The sequence below is a fragment of the Ruminococcus sp. 1001713B170207_170306_F1 genome (assembly GCF_015668065.1).
Lineage (GTDB): Bacteria > Bacillota > Clostridia > Lachnospirales > Lachnospiraceae > Blautia_A > Blautia_A faecis.
This window is the reverse complement of the sequence record NZ_JADPEX010000045.1, coordinates 1-17,312: the sequence shown is the minus strand read 5'-3', so window position 1 is coordinate 17,312 and position 17,312 is coordinate 1. Positions and strand designations below refer to the sequence as shown.

The window sequence follows — 17,312 nt, the reverse complement described above, 5'->3', positions numbered from 1 at the left end:
GAGATAAATTTAAAGAAATCCCGTATTTACGCAGATAATCAGCGTTAACTCGTCATAACGTTTATCTCGTCATAAGGAAGCGTATGTTCACCAATAATTGCGAACATATATATGCATTATGTTCTTGTATGGTGGTTTAATGAGAAAATAAGACCACTGCTAAAAGGATATGCAGACATAGTTGTCTATGCGGATGATTTTGTGTGCTGCTTTCAATATAAGAATGACGCAGAACTCTTTTATGAACATCTTAAGAGAAGGATGAATCACTTCGGACTGTCCTTAGAGGAATCAAAGACTCGATTAATTTATTTTGGTCGATTCGCTGCTGATAACCTTAAAAGACAGGGGAACAAACCAGAAACATTTGACTTCCTAGGATTCACTCATTATTGTTCCAAAAGCCGAAACGGTAATTTCAGAGTAAAACATAAAACTGCCAATAAGAAATATCGGAAGAAATGTAAACAGATGAATATCACTATACGCGACATGAGATTTGAAAAGAAGAAATATATTCTTGCAAAAGTAAATCAGATTTTAATCGGGTATTACCATTATTATGGAATAAGTGATAACTATCAAATGATGGATAACTTCCGTAAGAGAGTTATTCAGATTCTTTATTTTTGGATGAATAGGCGTAGTCAGAGGAAAAGTTATACATGGGATGGATTCAATCAGTTTTTGAAGGAGCATCCTATAGTAAGACCACGTATTTATGTGAGCCTATATGGATAATCTGAGGCATAAGTGTCGTGAAGAGCCGTATGCCTGAATTGGGCACGTACGGATCTGTGGGGGATATACCTAGTAATAGGTGTTTCTACCCGACAAGTTAGGACCTCTGGAGACAGAGATGATCCTGGTGGATATAGGAGGTTAGCTGCCATAGAGGGAAGGGTATACACAAGGCCAGTAAAGCGAAAATCAATGACGTTTTATTTCGTATACCATTCAACCGCTATTTCAGTACCTGATACATCGAAATGCTCATAGCTGTGGCTTATTCACTGAGATATGAAAGGTTGAAAAACCTTGAATTTTCAATAAAAAACACTTGATTATATGAGGAGTATAATTAGAATGAACAGACAATCCGATGGAACCAGTTTCCACATGGAGAACTTTAAGAGAAGATCTCGCTATACATTGGTTTTTGTTCTGTTGATCCTGGCGTTTGGCCTGATCACAGTTTTGAATATCAATACAGGAAATGTTCATATTTCCCTGTCTGAGATCGTAAATATCCTTTTGAAAAAAGCCACTGACACCAAGGAATACAGCATCATCTGGAAGATCCGTCTTCCCAGGATCCTGATGGCAGCCATCCTTGGAGGTGCATTATCTTTATCTGGTTTTCTTCTTCAGACCTTTTTTGAAAATCCCATTGCAGGACCTTTTGTTCTGGGAATTTCCTCCGGTGCCAAAATGGTAGTTGCACTTACTATGATCTACTATCTTGAAATCGCCCAGAATGTAACCTCTTATACTTTGATCATCGCTGCCTTTATAGGTTCCTTGATTTCCATTGGATTTATTCTTTTGAATTCCAAAAGGATCAAGCACATGGCTACCCTTCTGGTTGCCGGAATCATGATCGGATATATCTGTTCCGCAGTTACAGACTTCGTGGTAACCTTTGCAGATGACTCAAATATTGTAAATCTTCATGGATGGTCACAGGGAAGCTTCTCTGGTATGAGCTGGAGTAATGTTTACATTTCCTGTGCAGTTATAGGTGTCACCCTGCTCCTTACGTTCCTGTTGTCAAAGCCCATTGGAGCTTATCAGCTGGGAGAAGCTTATGCGCAGAGCATGGGTGTGAATATTAAGTTTTTCCGTGTTGCATTAATCCTGCTTTCCAGCATTTTGTCTGCAACAGTAACTGCTTTTGCAGGACCTATTTCCTTTGTTGGAATTGCAGTTCCATTTCTAATGAAAAGAAGCTTTGGTACATCCAGACCGCTGATCATCATTCCGGGAACCTTCCTGGGAGGTGCTGTTTTCTGTATGATGTGTGACCTGATCGCCAGAATGGCGTTCGCGCCTCTGGAGCTGAACATCAGCACCGTTACCTCCATCTTTGGAGCACCAGTAGTTATATTCATGATGTTGCGAAAGAAGAGAGGAAATTAAAATGGACAATTATTATTTTCATATGGACAACCTTTCTGTTGGTTACAATCGAAAGGCACTGATCCACGATATCTGTATTGGAATAAAAAAGGGAGAGATCGTAACTCTCATTGGTCCTAACGGTTCCGGAAAATCTACTATTTTAAAAAGTATTACAAGACAGCTGCAGATCATTGGCGGAAAGGTCTATTTTGACAACCAGAATCTGTTGTCCTTTACCTTTCGGGATCTGTCTACCCGTATGGCTGTAGTTCTTACTGAGAGAATGAAGCCGGAGCTGATGACCTGCCATGACATTGTAGCAACCGGCCGTTATCCTTATACAGGAAGGCTTGGCATTCTTACAAGGGAAGATGAAGAAAAGGTAGAAGAAGCTATGAAGGCGGTACATGCAGAAGCTCTTGGCAGCCGTGATTTTAACAACATCAGTGATGGACAGCGCCAGAGGGTGCTTCTTGCACGCGCGATCTGCCAGGAACCAGATATTATTATTCTGGATGAGCCTACTTCATTCCTGGATATTAAACATAAGCTGGATCTTTTATCTATTCTTCGGGATATGGCGAAGAAAAAGCAGATAACTGTTATCATGTCTCTTCATGAAATTGACCTTGCACAGAAGATTGCGGATAAGATCATCTGTGTAAAGGGAGATACCATTTCCCATTTTGGAAAACCTGAGGAAATTTTCGAGGAAAATATGATCCGGGAGCTTTATGAAATCAACAACGGCTTTTTTGATCCGCTGTTTGGGAGCATTGAACTTCCAAAGCCGGAAGGTGAAGCGAAAACTTTTGTGATCTGTGGAAACGGCACTGGTATTCCCGTATTCCGGCAGCTTCAGAAGGTGCATACTCCTTTTATTGCAGGTGTTCTATACACCAATGATGTGGATTACCGCCTGGCAAGACTGCTGGCCGATCAGGTGATCACAGAGAAACCCTTTATGGAAATCAGCGGGGAAACCTTCCAGAAAGCTTTAAAAGCCATGGAAAGCTGTGACAGGGTTATCTGTACAAGCGTACCTGTTGGAAGCTGCAATAAGCGGCTGGGAGAGCTTATCGAGGCAGCAAAGAAAAGCAGAAAAGTGCAGTTTGTATAAAGAAAAAACTCTATATCAAAAGCAGTGAGGGATTTTAAGCTCATTATATAAAAAATAGAAAAAAACGCTCTATACAGAACACACGTTTTGCGCTATACTAATTTTACTGAAGGGAGGAGATAAAATAACTTATGAAAAAGAAGATTTTTACAAAAGATAACCTGATTTTCTTTTTAATTCTGAATCTGGGATTAATTTTTACAGCAGTTGGAATTTCCATTTTCAAAACGCCAAATCACTTCGCATTTGGCGGTACATCCGGTTTGTCCATTATCCTGTCTACCCTGTTTCCGAAGTGGAATGTAGGCGCATTCATGTGGATCGTCAACGCAGCGCTGGTTGTACTCGGATTTTTCTTTCTGGGAATCCGTTCTATGGGCTGGACTATTTATTCCTCCTTTGCCCTGTCTTTTTATGTAAGTGCCTGTGAAGTGATCTATCCGCTTAGTTTCCCGCTGACACATGATGTATTCCTGGAGCTGTGCTTTGCGGTTATCCTGCCAGCAGTAGGAGCGGCCATGGTATTTAACGTAGGCGCTTCCACTGGTGGTACCGATATTGTAGCCATGATCCTGCATAAATATACCAGTCTGGAGATTGGACGCGCCCTTCTGGTCAGCGATCTTGGAATCGTACTGATCGCCGCTTACCTTTACGGTGCACAGACCGGACTTTACTGTATCCTGGGAATGATCTTGAAATGTACCGTTGTAGACAGTGCCATTGAAAGCCTGAACCTGCGAAAAGTCTGTACCATTATCAGCAAGTACCCAGATCAGGTGGAAGACTTTATTATCAACGATCTTCACCGTTCTGCAACTGAGCAAAATGCCTTCGGTGTTTATACCAAACAGGAGCAGAAGGTACTGATGACTGTTCTCACCAGAAGCGAGACCAACCGCCTTCGCATTCATTTAAGACAGATTGATCCCCACGCTTTCATTACCATTGTAAACAGCAGTGAGATCATTGGAAAAGGCTTTCGGTCTATTTAGTATTTCTGCTCACGAAACACTTATTTCTGCAATCTGTGGGCGTAATTCCAAAGAAATTCCGAAATGCCTTACTGAAATAGTTATTATCGGAATATCCAACCCGGGCAGCAACTTCCTGGATCTTAATAGAAGGATTCTCCAGCAGTTCTTTCGCCCGGGTCATTCTGACCATAAGGAGGTATTCCTGAATGGTCATCTCATAATGCTGGCGAAAAAGGCGTGTGAGATACTCCTGGGTAAAGAAGTACTTCTTCGCATAACTGCTGACCTTAAGGGGCTGTGGATAGTTCTGGTCAATGTCCTGCCGGATCCTGGCGACAACTTCATCAGGGGAAAGCTTTGGCGCTTCTTTTTCTAAACAGGTACCAGTATTTCCCAATGTCTGGACTGCTTTATCAATGGCAGCATTCAATTCTTCCCGTGCAATTGGTTTTAACAGATAATCAATGGCACCACATTTCAAAGCTGCCTTTGCGTAATCAAAATAATCATACCCACTGATTACAATAAAACAGGTATCCCTAAATTCATGGGAAGCCTTTTCCAGAAATTCCATGCCATTCATAACCGGCATCTGCATATCTACAAAAACAATCTGGGGCTTTATTTCCCGCATGGTTTTTAAAGCTGCAGCACCGTTGGTTTCCTGATAAAGCTCTGTAATATGATAATCTGCCCAGTGACCAAGCCTGCTTATTGCAATTCTAGCAGGTGCCTCATCGTCAATAATCAGTACTTTATACATTTTCATTTTCCCTCTTTCTGATTGGAAGTTCCATTTTTACTTCTGTAAACTGATCGCCCTGTGATTCCAGAAACAGACCAGCCTCTCCCTGATAAAGTATTTTCAGACGGCTTGCAAGATTGGGAAGTCCGATGGAATTGCCAGTATCTGCTGATTTTCCGGAAAAAATATCATTCAGTTCTTTCACTTTTTCTGGGAGAATTCCCTTTCCATCGTCATATACACTGATGAGCAGCCGGTTATTTTCCATACATACCCGGATGATAATGTGAAGAACAGCTCCGTTCTCCGGCATTCCGTGTATAATGGCATTTTCTACCAGCATTTGAATACTGATTTTTGGAATCACTGCCAGATTTACCTTTGGATTAATTTTCTTCGTCACTTCCAGGCGCCCGCCTAGTCTTGTTTTCTGCAGAAGAATATACCGGTCTACATAATCAAGTTCCTCCTGCAAGCGGACGAGTTCTCCGCCTTTAATGGTATAACGAAGATTTGCAGACAAAGACACAATCATATCATAAATTTCCTGACAGTCTGCAAGCAATGCTTCTGTAGCAATCGCCTGAAGAGTGTTATAGAGAAAATGGGGATTCAGCTGGGCCTCCAACGCCTGGAGCCTGGAATTTTTCTCATTGATGCTGGAAATATAGTTGGTCTCGATCAATTCATTAATGTGGGCTGCCATGTCGTTATAGCTTTCTGTTAATGCACAGGTTTCCTTACAGCCTCCGCCAAAAGCTGTGGGAGAAAAGTCTCCTTCACCCATTTTTCCCATCTGGTAAGACAGCCTCTTCAATGGAATTGTGATCATCCGGATCATGAGCGTAACAATAATGATCAGACAGATAGTGATCACTGCAATCTGCATTACCAGAGGAAGCAAAAAGTCCCTTGCCCGGTCATCCCAGGCGCTTTTAGGAAGCAGGGAAAGCAGGACAATGCCCGTCTCTTCACTGGTCCTGCGAAGTGCAAGATAAGAAATTCCACCGATATTTACATTTTCAACATCTGAATGAAGCCCAAAAAGCTGCTTTTTTTCTTTTTCTTCCTGATTTCGGATATCCTCAGAACTGGAATATAAAAGTTCACCATCTGAATTATACAGGCATAAGATCTGCCCATAATCCTGATGGTTTTTCATAAGCAGCCGCAGCTGTGTAGTATCTACATCCACATAAGACAAACTGACTGGTTCCCGGTTTCTCAGGCGGATCAGGTAGTGATAATACCGGAAAAACACATCTTCTGAATCCGGGGGCGCCAGATATTCATATTTGTCATTGCTTCCACAGGCAATATAAGGTCTGGATATTTCAGTATCTTTTACAGGGGTCGATAAAATATGCTGTCCCCCAACCCCTGCATTCCGCTCAAAACATAAATCCTGATTCATTGCTGTAATGGAATAAGAACGGATATCTGTTCTGCTATGATAGGAAGACTGGATTTCCTGTTTTATGTCACTGATCTCAGAAGAGGAAAGAGGTTTTCTCTTCAGCAGGGAATTATAGACAGATACATTCAGGCAGGGCTGTACGCAAAAGATCCGCAGACCCTGAATATATTGATCCAGATTTGCCACATCCATCTCCAGAATAGTCTGTGTGGAAGAAGTATATTCCTCTGCAAAAGACCTTGCCTGACCAGAATAACCACTATATAAAATAATTCCAAATGCAAGAACGATCACAGACAGGATCACAACTGTCAGCTGCGTCTGCATGGATAAATTTTCTATTTTCTTTTTCATACATAAAGCTCCTTTTTATTATGGCAATATTATACAACTTGTTGTATTCATTCACAATAGAACAGGTTATAGATATCAAACTTTTACCATAAACAGTTTGATTTTTTCTATTTATTTGTAATATTGCATAGTGTATGATTAGATTATCAAAAACAAAGCAGGCTGCCGTGGGCGAAACGGGCAGCAGCAAAAAGAAGGAGGATATGCATATGCATAAGAAACAAATCGCTTTATTAATGGCCGGTTTAATGACAGTCAGTTCTCTTACAATGGGTTCTGTAACCGTAATGGCAGACGATGATCCGGTAGAGCTTTATTTCATGTTTAATGGTCCGGAATACACAGACGCTTACCATGATCTGATCGATCATTATACAGAAGAACATCCAAATGTATCCATTGAGCTGGAAGTCCTTCAGAATGATTACCAGACTGTACTCCGTTCCAGATTAAATTCCGGTGAGGTTCCGGACCTGTTTCTTTCCAGTGCATACAGCGACAATACTTTATATGCAGATTATATTTATAACCTGGATGACGAAGAGTTTATGAAGAACTTTTCCGAGACAACCCTTACATCTGTAACAGAAGATGGCCATATTACAGGAATGCCATTCCTGGTTCAGTCCCATGGCTTTATCTATAACAAAGCATTATTTGAGCAGGCTGGAATCACAGAACTTCCAACTACCTTAGACGAGCTTCGCACCGTTTGTGAGAAATTGACAGATGCAGGTATTCAGCCATTCAGCTCCGGATTTGGTGAGTGGTGGATCCTTCCACAGACCGTTTATCCGTCCATGAGTGATGCCTATGACGGCGATTATGACAAGCTCTTTGAAGATGTGAAAAACGGAGATCTGAAATTCGGCGAGCTTCCGCAGGTTGATTTTGCACTTGATCTTCTGGATCTGATCAAGGAGTACAGCGGTGACAAGCCAATGGAGTCCACCAATGATCTTCAGTGCTCCGATTTTGCAACAGGAAAAGTTGCCATGATCCACAATGGCTCCTGGGACGAGGCAAGTATCCGCGCCATTGCCCCTGATATTGATATGGGTTATGTTTATATGCCCCGCATGGACGAAAAAGCAGTTCTCGCAGTTGAGTCCAACCTTACCTTCCGTGTAGCAAAAGATTCCGAAAATCTTGATACGGTTCTTGATTTCCTGAACTACATGTGTACTTCTGATTATGGAAGAAGCTGGGTTCCATCAGTTATCGGCGATATCTCCCCACTTACCGGAGCAGATGCACCTGATACACAGCTTGCAGCAGAAACAGCAGCTGCACAGGATAATTCCGTAACATGTCCATGGTGGATCTTTAAAGGACCAGAAGGTGTAGAAGAGCCATTTGGTACCGCATTCCAGAACTATGTTGCAGGAAATGCAGACCGCGACGAGACAAAAGAGGTTCTTACCCAGTTATTTGTTGATGCTTACGATGCAATGTAATTTATTATAAAATGATCGCGTGAATAAAAACGAAAACAGGGCGGCTGACAATTTCGGCAGCCCTGTTTTTCCGAAAAGGACAGGAGGTTTCTTTATGCAGGCAAACAGCCAGAAACGAAGGGCCAGAAAAACAGCATTGGAATTCGCAGGATATGTAGCCCCTGCAGTTTTCTTCATCACGCTGTTTGTAGGAATTCCTTTCGTTATGTGTATTTATTATTCCTTCCGTAAATGGAACGGTATTGGAAAAACATCGGAATTTATCGGACTCGAAAATTATATCCGGCTTTTTACCAATGATCCAGCCTTTGTCAGTGCGCTGAAATATACCTTTATCTATGCCATTGGAACAGTACTGATCGTAAATGTACTTGCCATTTTTTTTGCCGCACTTCTGGAATCCAAGATCAAAGGCAGAGGATTTTTCAGAGCCGCTTTTTATATTCCCAATATCATAAGCCTTGTTATCATTGGATTTATCTGGAAATTTATCTGTACCAGAGTATTTGAAGCACTTATGTCCATAACCGGATGGGGAATTTTCGGTCTTAGCTGGCTGGGAGACTCCCAACTGGCTGTGTTCTCCACCATCATTGTTTCTGTTTGGCAGAGCCTTGGCTTTTATATCCTGATCTACGTTGCAGGTATGCAGGGAGTACCAACGGAACTAAATGAATCCGCAGACCTGGATGGGGCAGGAGCAGTCCGCAGATTTTTCTCAATTACTATCCCGCTGATCATGCCGTCCATTTCCTTCTGCATGTTCCATTCTGTTGCCAATTCCTTAAAAATGTTTGAATTGATCTTCAGCTTGACAGGCGGCGGTCCGGGAACATCTACTACGTCAATTGCACTTGATATTTACAACACTGCATTTAACAACAGCCGCTATGGATATGGAAGCGCCAAAAGTGTAATTCTTTTTATCATCGTTCTGGTGATCTCCGTAATTCAGGTTAATTTCTTTAAAGGCAAGGAGGTAGAGGCATGAGTAAAAAAAGCAAAGCACTTCACGGTGTGATACAGTTATTCCTGATCCTTTTTCTGCTTTTATATCTTTCCCCTCTTTTCCTGGTGGGAATCAATGCCTTTAAAAGCTATCAGGAAATCATGACAGATGTTATGAGCCTTCCATCTGCTTTTACTCTTGACAATATAAAAAATGTATTTCATGATATGAAATATCCAGCTACTTTTTTGAATACACTCATCGCCACAGTAATAGGAACTCTCGGCATTATCGTGATCGCTTCCATGGGAGGCTATAAAATGGCACGTGTGAAAACACGCTACAGCCGTTTCTGTTTCCTGTTCTGCATTGCGCCTATGATGATCCCGTTCCAGTCCTTTATGCTTACTCTGGTAAATGTAGCCACCACTTTACATATCAATGGGAAAATATGGGGACTTGCCATTATTTACTGGGGGCTTGGTGCCCCAATGAGTATTTTCCTGTATCAGGGCTTTGCCAAGGGCATTCCCCTGGAACTGGAAGAGAGCGCACTTATTGACGGCTGCAACCAGTTTCAGCTTTTTACCCGTATTATTTTTCCAATGCTGAAATCCTGTACTGCGACGGTTACGATCATCAATGTAATGTGGATCTGGAATGACTTTCTTCTTCCCCTTCTTATGCTGGGCGGAAGAAAGAGCAGCAAAACCCTGCAGCTTGCAGCCTACAGCTTTATGGGACAGTACAAAATGGAATGGCAGAACATTATGTCTGCTGCGATCCTGATCATTATCCCAGCGCTGATCCTGTATCTGATTTTCCAGAAATCTATTATCAAGGGTGTTGTAGCTGGAGCCGTAAAAGGCTGACCGATTTTCAAAGGAGGAATGGAAGATGAAGTTTACCAATGGCTTCTGGCTTGTGAGAGATGAATTTCAGGCTGATTATGTAAGAGACATTTATGAGGTAGAAGAGCGGGAAAACGAACTCCTGGCTTTTGCCCCCTATAAACAAATCCAGGGACGCGGGGATACCTTAAACATTGGAATGATGACCTATACCTTCACCGCACCAGCAAAGGACATTTTGGGAATCCACATGGTAAATCACGCTGGAAATTACGTAAAAAGCCCATCATTTGAATTGTATGGTGATTTAGATAAAAGTCCGGAACGTAAATGTGAGAAAGCTTCCGGCAAAGAAAAATGGACGTTAAAGTCAGGAAAGCTTTCCCTGGAATTTGAAACTGGTTCCCCTGAAATGAAGTTTTATGGAGATGGAAGGGAGCTTACCTGTATCAAGAGCAAAACTACGGGAATGATGCATCACAAACAAGGCATGAACTATCTGGTCTCCGGACTTAATTTAGGTGTTGGCGAGCTGGTTTATGGCCTTGGGGAACGGTTTACCCCTATGGTAAAAAATGGCCAGACCGTGGATATCTGGAATGAGGATGGCGGTACAGCCAGTGAAATTTCCTATAAGAATATTCCGTTCTATTATACGACCAAAGGCTATGGCGTCTTTGTCAATCATCCGGGACGTGTCAGCTTCGAGGTAGGTAGTGAGAAGGTGGAAACCGTACAGTTTTCTGTAGAAGATGAGGAACTGGAATACTTTGTTATTTATGGTCCTACCCCTTTGGAAATTATAGAAAAATACACAGCCCTTACCGGAAGACCGGCATTGCCGCCTAAGTGGTCCTTTGGCTTATGGCTTACCACATCCTTTACCACCAACTACGACGAGGCTACGGTAAACAGCTTTATTGATGGATTTGAACAGCGCCATATTCCTCTTTCTGTTTTCCATTTTGACTGTTTCTGGATGAAAGGCTTCGAATGGTGCAACTTCACCTGGGATAAAGATATGTTCCCGGATCCGGCAGGTATGCTGGAACGTTTTCATAAGCGAGGCTTAAAAATCTGTGTTTGGATCAATCCCTATATTGCACAGAAGTCGCCTCTGTTTGGAGAAGCCATGGAAAAGGGCTATCTTCTGATGAAAGACAATGGAAGAGTTTGGCAGTGGGATATGTGGCAGGCTGGTATGGGACTGGTAGACTTTACCAATCCAGATGCATGCAGCTGGTACCAGAGTAAGCTGAAAGCACTTCTGGATGTGGGAGTGGATTGTTTCAAAACAGATTTCGGAGAACGTGTTCCTACCAATGTAAAATGGTTCGACGGCTCTAATCCGGAAAAAATGCATAATTATTACACGTATCTTTATAACCAGTGCGTATTTGAGCTTCTGAAAAAAGAAAAAGGAGAAAGCGAAGCTGTTCTTTTTGCACGAAGTGCAGCACCAGGCGGACAAAAATTTCCAGTACACTGGGGCGGAGATTCAACCAGCCAGTATATTTCCATGGCCGAAACCTTAAGGGGCGGGCTTTCCCTTATGGACAGCGGCTTTGGCTTCTGGAGCCACGATATTGGCGGCTTCGAGGATGATGGCTCAGCTGATCTGTACAAAAGGTGGGTGGCTTTCGGACTTTTATCTTCCCACAGTCGTTTACACGGATCCAGTTCTTATCGTGTTCCATGGAATTATGATGAAGAGGCCTGTGAGGTTCTGAAATACTTTACCGAGCTGAAATGGAAGCTTATGCCTTATATTTACAGCCTTGCACAGACTGCCCATGAAAAAGGGCTTCCCGTAATGCGTCCAATGCACATGCAATACCCAAAAGACAGAAACTGCGCATATCTGGATCAGCAATATATGTTGGGAGACCGCATTCTGGTTGCACCTGTATTTTCCTCAGATGGAAAACAGGATTTTTATCTTCCAGAAGGAAACTGGGTACATCTTCTTACCAAAGAACCTGCACAGGGAAACCAGTGGCATACCGGAACCTTTGATTACTTCAGTCTGCCATTGTATGTAAGAGAAGGAGATCCTTTACTAAAAGTTATTTAATAGAAAGATTTTACAGGCACTGTCTGGCATGTTTGTCCCAGACAGTGCCTTTTTAATGTCAAAATATTGTTATTTTCTGTCAGAAAAGGGATAGCTTTTGGGACAGAAAAACAGTATAATACCAAATAGTTTATTTAAATATAGGTATTTACTAAGGAGGGAAAATGAAAAGAATACTTTCAATTGGAAAAGATGATTTTTATCCGCAGATTTTCCGGTTGGCGGTTCCAATTATTATACAGAATCTGCTCAGTGCGGCTGTGAATTCAGCGGATGTGATCATGTTGAATTACGTGGGGCAGTCCGCTATTTCGGCGGTATCCCTGGCAGCCAATTATTCCAATATTTTATTTATGGTGTATTATGGCATCGGTACCGGAGCCTCTCTTTTGTGCTCCCAATATGCCGGTAAAAAGGATTTTCAGGCGATTCATGTAGTAGAGGGAATCGCACTTCGTTTCTCTGTGTTGATTTCCCTGTTGGTTGCCCTGGTTGCATTTACTGCGCCTCAGATGATGCTGAGGCTATTTACCAATGATCCTGAGCTGATCACCATTGGTTCCTCCTATATCCGCATTATGGGCGTTACCTATATCTGCTGGGGAATCTCGGAGATCTATCTGGCAGTTCTTCGAAGTATTGGAAGAGTAACCATCAGTATGGCGCTGAATATGCTGGCATTTATTCTGAATATATTCCTAAATGCAGTTTTTATCTTCGGCCTGTTCGGTGCTCCGAAGCTTGGTGCAACCGGCGTTGCAATCGCCACCGCTGCATCAAGACTGATCCAGCTGATTGGCTGTGTGGTTGTATCTTCCTTTAGTAAAAATGTGAAGCTGAATCTGGCATATATGTTCCTTCGCAGTAAAGTATTGTTTCAGGACTTTATCCGTTTGTCACTTCCGGCACTTGGAAACGACCTGTCCTGGAGCGTTGCTTTTTCCATGTATTCTGTAATCCTGGGACACCTTGGCACTGACGCGGTGGCCGCTAATTCCCTGGTTACTGTGGTGCGGAACATTGGCTCTGTATTCTGTTTTGCCATTGCAAGTGCGGGAACCATTCTTCTTGGGCAGATCATGGGAAAAGGAGACCTGGAAAAATCCAGACGATACGCTTCCAGAATGCTGAAGCTGACTGTGATCACCGGTGCACTTGGAGGGCTGATCGTCCTTGCCATCACTCCTTTTGTGATGAAATTTGCTTCCCTGAATGACACCGCTATGCATTATCTGAAATACATGCTTCTCATTAACACCTACTATATTATGGGATCCGCAGTAAATACTGCGCTGATTGCAGGTGTCTTTCGGGCAGGGGGCGATACGAAATTTGGCTTAATCTGTGACACGGTAGATATGTGGGTATATGCGGTGCCGCTAGGTTTCTTCGCTGCCTTTGTACTGAAGCTTCCAGTGTTGTGGGTTTACTTTCTGCTTTGTACAGACGAATTCGTGAAATGGCCCTGGGTTTTCCATCATTACCGAAAGGGAGAGTGGGCGAAAAATATTACCCGGGAAGATATTTTTGAACAATAGGATCTGATGAAAAATGGACACAGACTGCAATGTCTTTATTACTGAACCTCCAGTAATGGCATTGTGATCTGTGTCCATTTTGGTTAGATTTCTACCAGAATTCCCTTTTCCTTATCATACTTACAATATTTCCCCTTTCCGGAAATAAATGGCTGATAGGTATTGGTACGAGTATCTTTCACATATACAATTCCGGTAGCGATCATTTCTACCAGTGAGAATCGTTTGCTCAGGCTGGAAATCCAGGCATATGTCTTATTGCTGTCTGAGTCAGCTGCCACCAGAGAGTAGCCTTCTTCACATGGTTTCAGTGAGAAGTAAATTTTCTCAGGCTTAGAAGTCTCTTTAAACACCTGGCTTGCTATGTAAGAAGAGAAATTCTTCTCCACAAACTGCTAGAAAGAATACAAGGTGTAAACTTCCCCGCTGACTTCGTCTGTGATCCGGTCCCCGCGCTGCAGACGGGCCTTGATCAGTGACAAGGTCTCAATGGTCCAGTTGATAAAAGGCGAGCTTGCCCTGTCGGATCCTACATTTCTGGAACGTTTATTGGGAAAAATGGGTCTGGTGCTTTATACTTTTGCAAATGGATGGGATGAGTTGCCAGTATCACCCCAGGGATATGAAGCACCTGTTAAATCTATTGGCAATAGTACCACGACTCCCAGGGACTTGGAAAATAATCTGGATGTGCAGATTGTATTGATGGCGTTAGCAGAAAGTGTTGCAGCCAGGCTTCGAAAACATGGGTTTAAATGCAAGGTAGTATCCATCAGTATCCGGGATAATGGGTTATATTCTTTTTCCCGGCAGAAAAAGCTGGAGCGTCCTACGGACATTACAAATGAGATTATGAAGGCTGCAAACGAGCTCTTTCAGGAACATTATAACTGGCAGCATCCGATCAGAAGCCTGGGAGTTCGTGCAGAAAGTCTGGTATTATCCGATATTCCTATACAGCTTGACTTATTTGTGAGCGAGGAACAACGAGAAAAACAGGAGAAAATGGATCAGGCGGTGGATGAAATCCGCAGACGGTTTGGATATTTCAGTGTGCAAAAAGCTTTTATGTATCAGGATAAAGCCCTTGCAAGTCTGGATGCACAAAGTTCCCACACGGTTCACCCGATAGGATATTTTAATGGGAGGTAATTGGTAAATGGAAAATGCAAAAGTATATGTGGATGTCCTTGTCAATTTTGACAAAGATGGAACTATGAGCCCGGTGGACTTTATCTGGGAAGATGGGGAAAAATATCATGTGGACCGTATTCTTGCGAGGGAGCGCTGTGCTAGTCGAAAAGCAGGTGGAACCGGAATTTGTTACACCATAATGGTGAATGGAAAAGAGAGCCATTTATACTATGAATTTGATAAATGGTTTATGGAGAGACGATGCTCCTGATACGTGAAGCTGGAGACTGTCAGAGAAAATGAAAATACAATATATGGAAACATGCAATTGACACGCACTATATATTGTGCTATTCTATAATTGAATTATCGTTTATGCATAGCACTCTATGCAGGAAAATTTAGTTCTGGTGCGAATCAGAAGCAATCATTTGAGACAATAGATCTGGAAAATATAGAAAGACATCAAAAACCTGGAATGGATTTTTGGTGTCTTTTTTTGTTGCCAAAAATTCCAGAATCCAGGCAAAGGGCGCAAATACGAAGGAAAGGAGTTACTGGATAATTCAAAAAAGTATAAGCATATCGGAGGAGGAACATGGAACAGAAAACTTTGGAATACGAAGGAAGTCTGTGCAAAGAAGAACTCATTTTGAAAGTGGATTCTTATCGTTGCTAAAACAGGCTTTTTATCGCAATGGTCAAGAAAAAAGATCAGGAAGAGGAACTATATGACATTTTAACAGTAAGCTTGCCAGGTGAGAATATAAAAATAAACGAAGCATTTATCACAGATTTTGAGTGCAAGTATAAGCTTCAGTTTATCCGAAAATACAAGCTTGGAGAAGTGCTGCAAAGAGTGGGGCATTCTGGATTTTGTGATTATCGGCTGGTGCGTTTTGATCTGGAAAAGCTGGCAGAATATGATCGGGAAGGCATAAAAAAATTTCTTGCAGAACAGGAAGGAGGACATGCATAAATGGAAAATGCCAGGAACCGAAAAACTTTAGAGCTATAAAGAGGGTGGTGGCATAAAAGATGAAGAGTATGCAGGCTATTATTGCCTGGTACTGGCAATTGTCTGCGGACTAAATGCAGCGGAGGCCTGGAAGATCTATCAATATGGACCGGATCATCCGTTAAGTAAAAAAATTCTGAAGCATAAGATCAGGGATTCCTCCCTGAAAAAGCTGAAGAAAAAAGAGCAGGAAAAAATGATGAAAAAGCTGTTTCTGGAAGGATACAGTAAAAATGCAATTGCAGAAGCGTTTGAATGCTTACCGGAAACCGTAACAGCAAGAATCAAAAGAGCAGAGGAGGACATGAATGGAACATAGAAATATAAATACAGTTGGAACGATATTTAATGACTTTTTAGGCTTGTACACAGGAGAAAGACCTGTTGGGATCCATGAGCTGATCCAGAAATATGACAGGCATCCGGTCCTGATGGGATTGTTGTCCAATGTGGATTCTGTTATTTATGTGGATGTTAAAAAGGCCATGTATGAGATCTATCCATTTTACAAGAAATACAGACATCGTGCATTGGATGATAATGCGTGGAAAGACATTGTAGAGAGTGCGGAGACCCTTGAAAAGAAGTGGAATGAAAACCTTTGGGTACGCCGGGTAATACTGAATCTAGTGAATGAGCTTGATAAGGAATCCCAGGAAGTGCAAAGAGCGGCAGCTGGCGGAAATGCAGAAAATCATGCATCCAAAGCGGCATAATGACGGGAGGAACTTTATATGCTGGAAAAATTGGCAAAAAGCATAGAGGAAGTAAATGTCCTGGCAGAACATTACCGGACCTGTCAAAATGTAGCGGCAATAGAAGGGCTTGCAAAAGAATGTTTCATATCCAAAGAGGACACGGATGCTTTTATAGCGGGAAAAAGGAAGTTTCTGCTGAAGGTTTTGTTAACCCAGCAAGCTGTGTCTGTAACCGAAAAACTGACAGAAGAAATGCTTCTTTTGCAGGATTCAGGGTATGCGACTGTGCTTGGCACGTATCTTTTAGACCTTGCCAGAAAAGATCCTGTTATGAAAGAGGTGATCCTCCAGCCCCATAAGACGCTGAGGCACTGTCTCGAATATGTCCATGAAAAAGCATATGAGACGGCACTGGAGAAAGCAAAGAAAGAGGGAAAAACTGGTGTGGGGCAAAATGCTGGTATTGCGATTGGCTCTACAGAGGTATTTGCCTGGGTAATAGACTATTACCTGTTGGAAGACCGTAAAGACATGGAGAAAAAAGCGCAGGAAGAAAAAGATACAATAAAGAAAGCCTGGAAAAGAGCGGATTCAATCAGGACATTGTCAGCAAAATCTAAGGATGCAGATACGAAGAAAGATGTTTCGGAAGATGCAAAGGTGGCAGCAAAGCCAGCAGCGCAAAAGAAAGAAGAACCGGAGCAGCTTTCTTTATTTAATTTAGGAGCCTGAATATGATTGCATACAAAGGGTTTGAAAAAAATTTAAGTTGCAGGGGTTATCAATTTAAACGATATGGGATCAATGAGACAACGGAGGCAAATTGCAGACAGAATGGATTCCATTGTGCGGAAAATCC

The 17,312-nt window shown here is 42.3% G+C and carries 18 protein-coding genes and 1 pseudogene; 16 read left to right on the top strand and 3 right to left on the bottom strand.

From position 1 onward, the window contains the following. Positions 1–87 precede the first annotated feature (87 nt). The 5 genes and pseudogenes from I4V84_RS20085 to I4V84_RS18850 all read left to right on the top strand — a co-directional run. Positions 88–375 (top strand): annotated as a pseudogene (locus tag I4V84_RS20085) (reverse transcriptase domain-containing protein); the annotation flags it as partial. A gap of 96 nt (positions 376–471) precedes the next feature. Continuing rightward, positions 472–741 (top strand): group II intron maturase-specific domain-containing protein, encoded by a 270-nt coding sequence (locus tag I4V84_RS20080; RefSeq protein WP_243284151.1) that lies wholly within the window; start codon positions 472–474, stop codon positions 739–741. Positions 742–1,086: 345 nt separating this feature from the next. Further along, a complete protein-coding gene (locus tag I4V84_RS18860) occupies positions 1,087–2,139 on the top strand; it encodes an iron ABC transporter permease (RefSeq protein WP_118580301.1) in 1,053 nt (350 codons plus the stop codon). Between the two features lies 1 nt (position 2,140). Continuing rightward, a complete protein-coding gene (locus I4V84_RS18855; RefSeq protein ID WP_118580298.1) occupies positions 2,141–3,241 on the top strand; it encodes an ABC transporter ATP-binding protein in 1,101 nt (366 codons plus the stop codon). Positions 3,242–3,372: 131 nt separating this feature from the next. Further along, on the top strand, positions 3,373–4,236 hold the full coding sequence (locus I4V84_RS18850) for a YitT family protein (protein ID WP_148462085.1): 864 nt from the start codon (positions 3,373–3,375) through the stop codon (positions 4,234–4,236). On the opposite strand, the gene I4V84_RS18845 is transcribed toward I4V84_RS18850, so the two are convergent. Then, entirely contained in the window at positions 4,229–4,987 is a 759-nt protein-coding gene (locus I4V84_RS18845) for a helix-turn-helix domain-containing protein (protein WP_118580295.1), read from the bottom strand. The genes I4V84_RS18850 and I4V84_RS18845 overlap by 8 nt on opposite strands. Further along, entirely contained in the window at positions 4,974–6,734 is a 1,761-nt protein-coding gene (locus I4V84_RS18840; protein ID WP_118580292.1) for a histidine kinase, read from the bottom strand. Before I4V84_RS18840 ends, I4V84_RS18845 begins: the two co-directional genes overlap by 14 nt. A 209-nt stretch (positions 6,735–6,943) precedes the next feature. Between I4V84_RS18840 and I4V84_RS18835 the strand changes: the two genes are divergently transcribed. The 5 genes from I4V84_RS18835 (at position 6,944) to I4V84_RS18815 (ending at position 13,603) form a co-directional block, all read left to right on the top strand. Further along, positions 6,944–8,191: an extracellular solute-binding protein gene (locus tag I4V84_RS18835; protein WP_173717309.1), complete on the top strand. Its 1,248-nt coding sequence runs from the start codon at positions 6,944–6,946 to the stop codon at positions 8,189–8,191. A gap of 94 nt (positions 8,192–8,285) precedes the next feature. Continuing rightward, positions 8,286–9,182, top strand: coding sequence for a sugar ABC transporter permease (locus I4V84_RS18830; RefSeq protein ID WP_118580286.1), 897 nt, complete (start codon positions 8,286–8,288; stop codon positions 9,180–9,182). Further along, positions 9,179–10,012 (top strand): carbohydrate ABC transporter permease, encoded by an 834-nt coding sequence (locus I4V84_RS18825; RefSeq protein WP_118580283.1) that lies wholly within the window; start codon positions 9,179–9,181, stop codon positions 10,010–10,012. The genes I4V84_RS18830 and I4V84_RS18825 overlap by 4 nt, the downstream gene beginning before the upstream one ends. Positions 10,013–10,037: 25 nt before the next feature. Then, entirely contained in the window at positions 10,038–12,065 is a 2,028-nt protein-coding gene (yicI, locus tag I4V84_RS18820; protein ID WP_195993145.1) for an alpha-xylosidase, read from the top strand. A gap of 164 nt (positions 12,066–12,229) precedes the next feature. Beyond that, positions 12,230–13,603, top strand: a complete 1,374-nt coding sequence (locus tag I4V84_RS18815) for an MATE family efflux transporter (protein WP_118580280.1) — start codon at positions 12,230–12,232, stop codon at positions 13,601–13,603. Positions 13,604–13,686: 83 nt separating this feature from the next. Here I4V84_RS18815 and I4V84_RS18810 read toward each other — a convergent pair whose 3' ends face one another. Beyond that, positions 13,687–13,992, bottom strand: a complete 306-nt coding sequence (locus tag I4V84_RS18810) for a hypothetical protein (protein ID WP_243284150.1) — start codon at positions 13,990–13,992, stop codon at positions 13,687–13,689. 100 nt (positions 13,993–14,092) lie between these two features. Between I4V84_RS18810 and I4V84_RS18805 the strand changes: the two genes are divergently transcribed. The 6 genes from I4V84_RS18805 (at position 14,093) to I4V84_RS18780 (ending at position 17,185) form a co-directional block, all read left to right on the top strand. Further along, positions 14,093–14,755 (top strand): hypothetical protein, encoded by a 663-nt coding sequence (locus I4V84_RS18805; protein ID WP_195993144.1) that lies wholly within the window; start codon positions 14,093–14,095, stop codon positions 14,753–14,755. Between the two features lie 7 nt (positions 14,756–14,762). Continuing rightward, entirely contained in the window at positions 14,763–15,008 is a 246-nt protein-coding gene (locus I4V84_RS18800; protein ID WP_118580277.1) for a hypothetical protein, read from the top strand. 420 nt (positions 15,009–15,428) lie between these two features. Next, entirely contained in the window at positions 15,429–15,716 is a 288-nt protein-coding gene (locus tag I4V84_RS18795; protein ID WP_334286197.1) for a DUF4313 domain-containing protein, read from the top strand. 235 nt (positions 15,717–15,951) lie between these two features. Next, positions 15,952–16,074 carry a hypothetical protein gene (locus tag I4V84_RS20205; protein ID WP_264295764.1) on the top strand — a complete coding sequence of 41 codons (123 nt, stop codon included), beginning with the start codon at positions 15,952–15,954 and terminating at the stop codon, positions 16,072–16,074. Next, the gene (locus tag I4V84_RS18785) at positions 16,064–16,471 is read left to right on the top strand and encodes a hypothetical protein (RefSeq protein WP_118580271.1); all 408 of its coding nucleotides are present in this window, start codon (positions 16,064–16,066) and stop codon (positions 16,469–16,471) included. Before I4V84_RS20205 ends, I4V84_RS18785 begins: the two co-directional genes overlap by 11 nt. Positions 16,472–16,489: 18 nt before the next feature. After that, positions 16,490–17,185: a Cas9 inhibitor AcrIIA9 family protein gene (locus I4V84_RS18780; protein WP_195993143.1), complete on the top strand. Its 696-nt coding sequence runs from the start codon at positions 16,490–16,492 to the stop codon at positions 17,183–17,185. Positions 17,186–17,312: the final 127 nt, after the last annotated feature.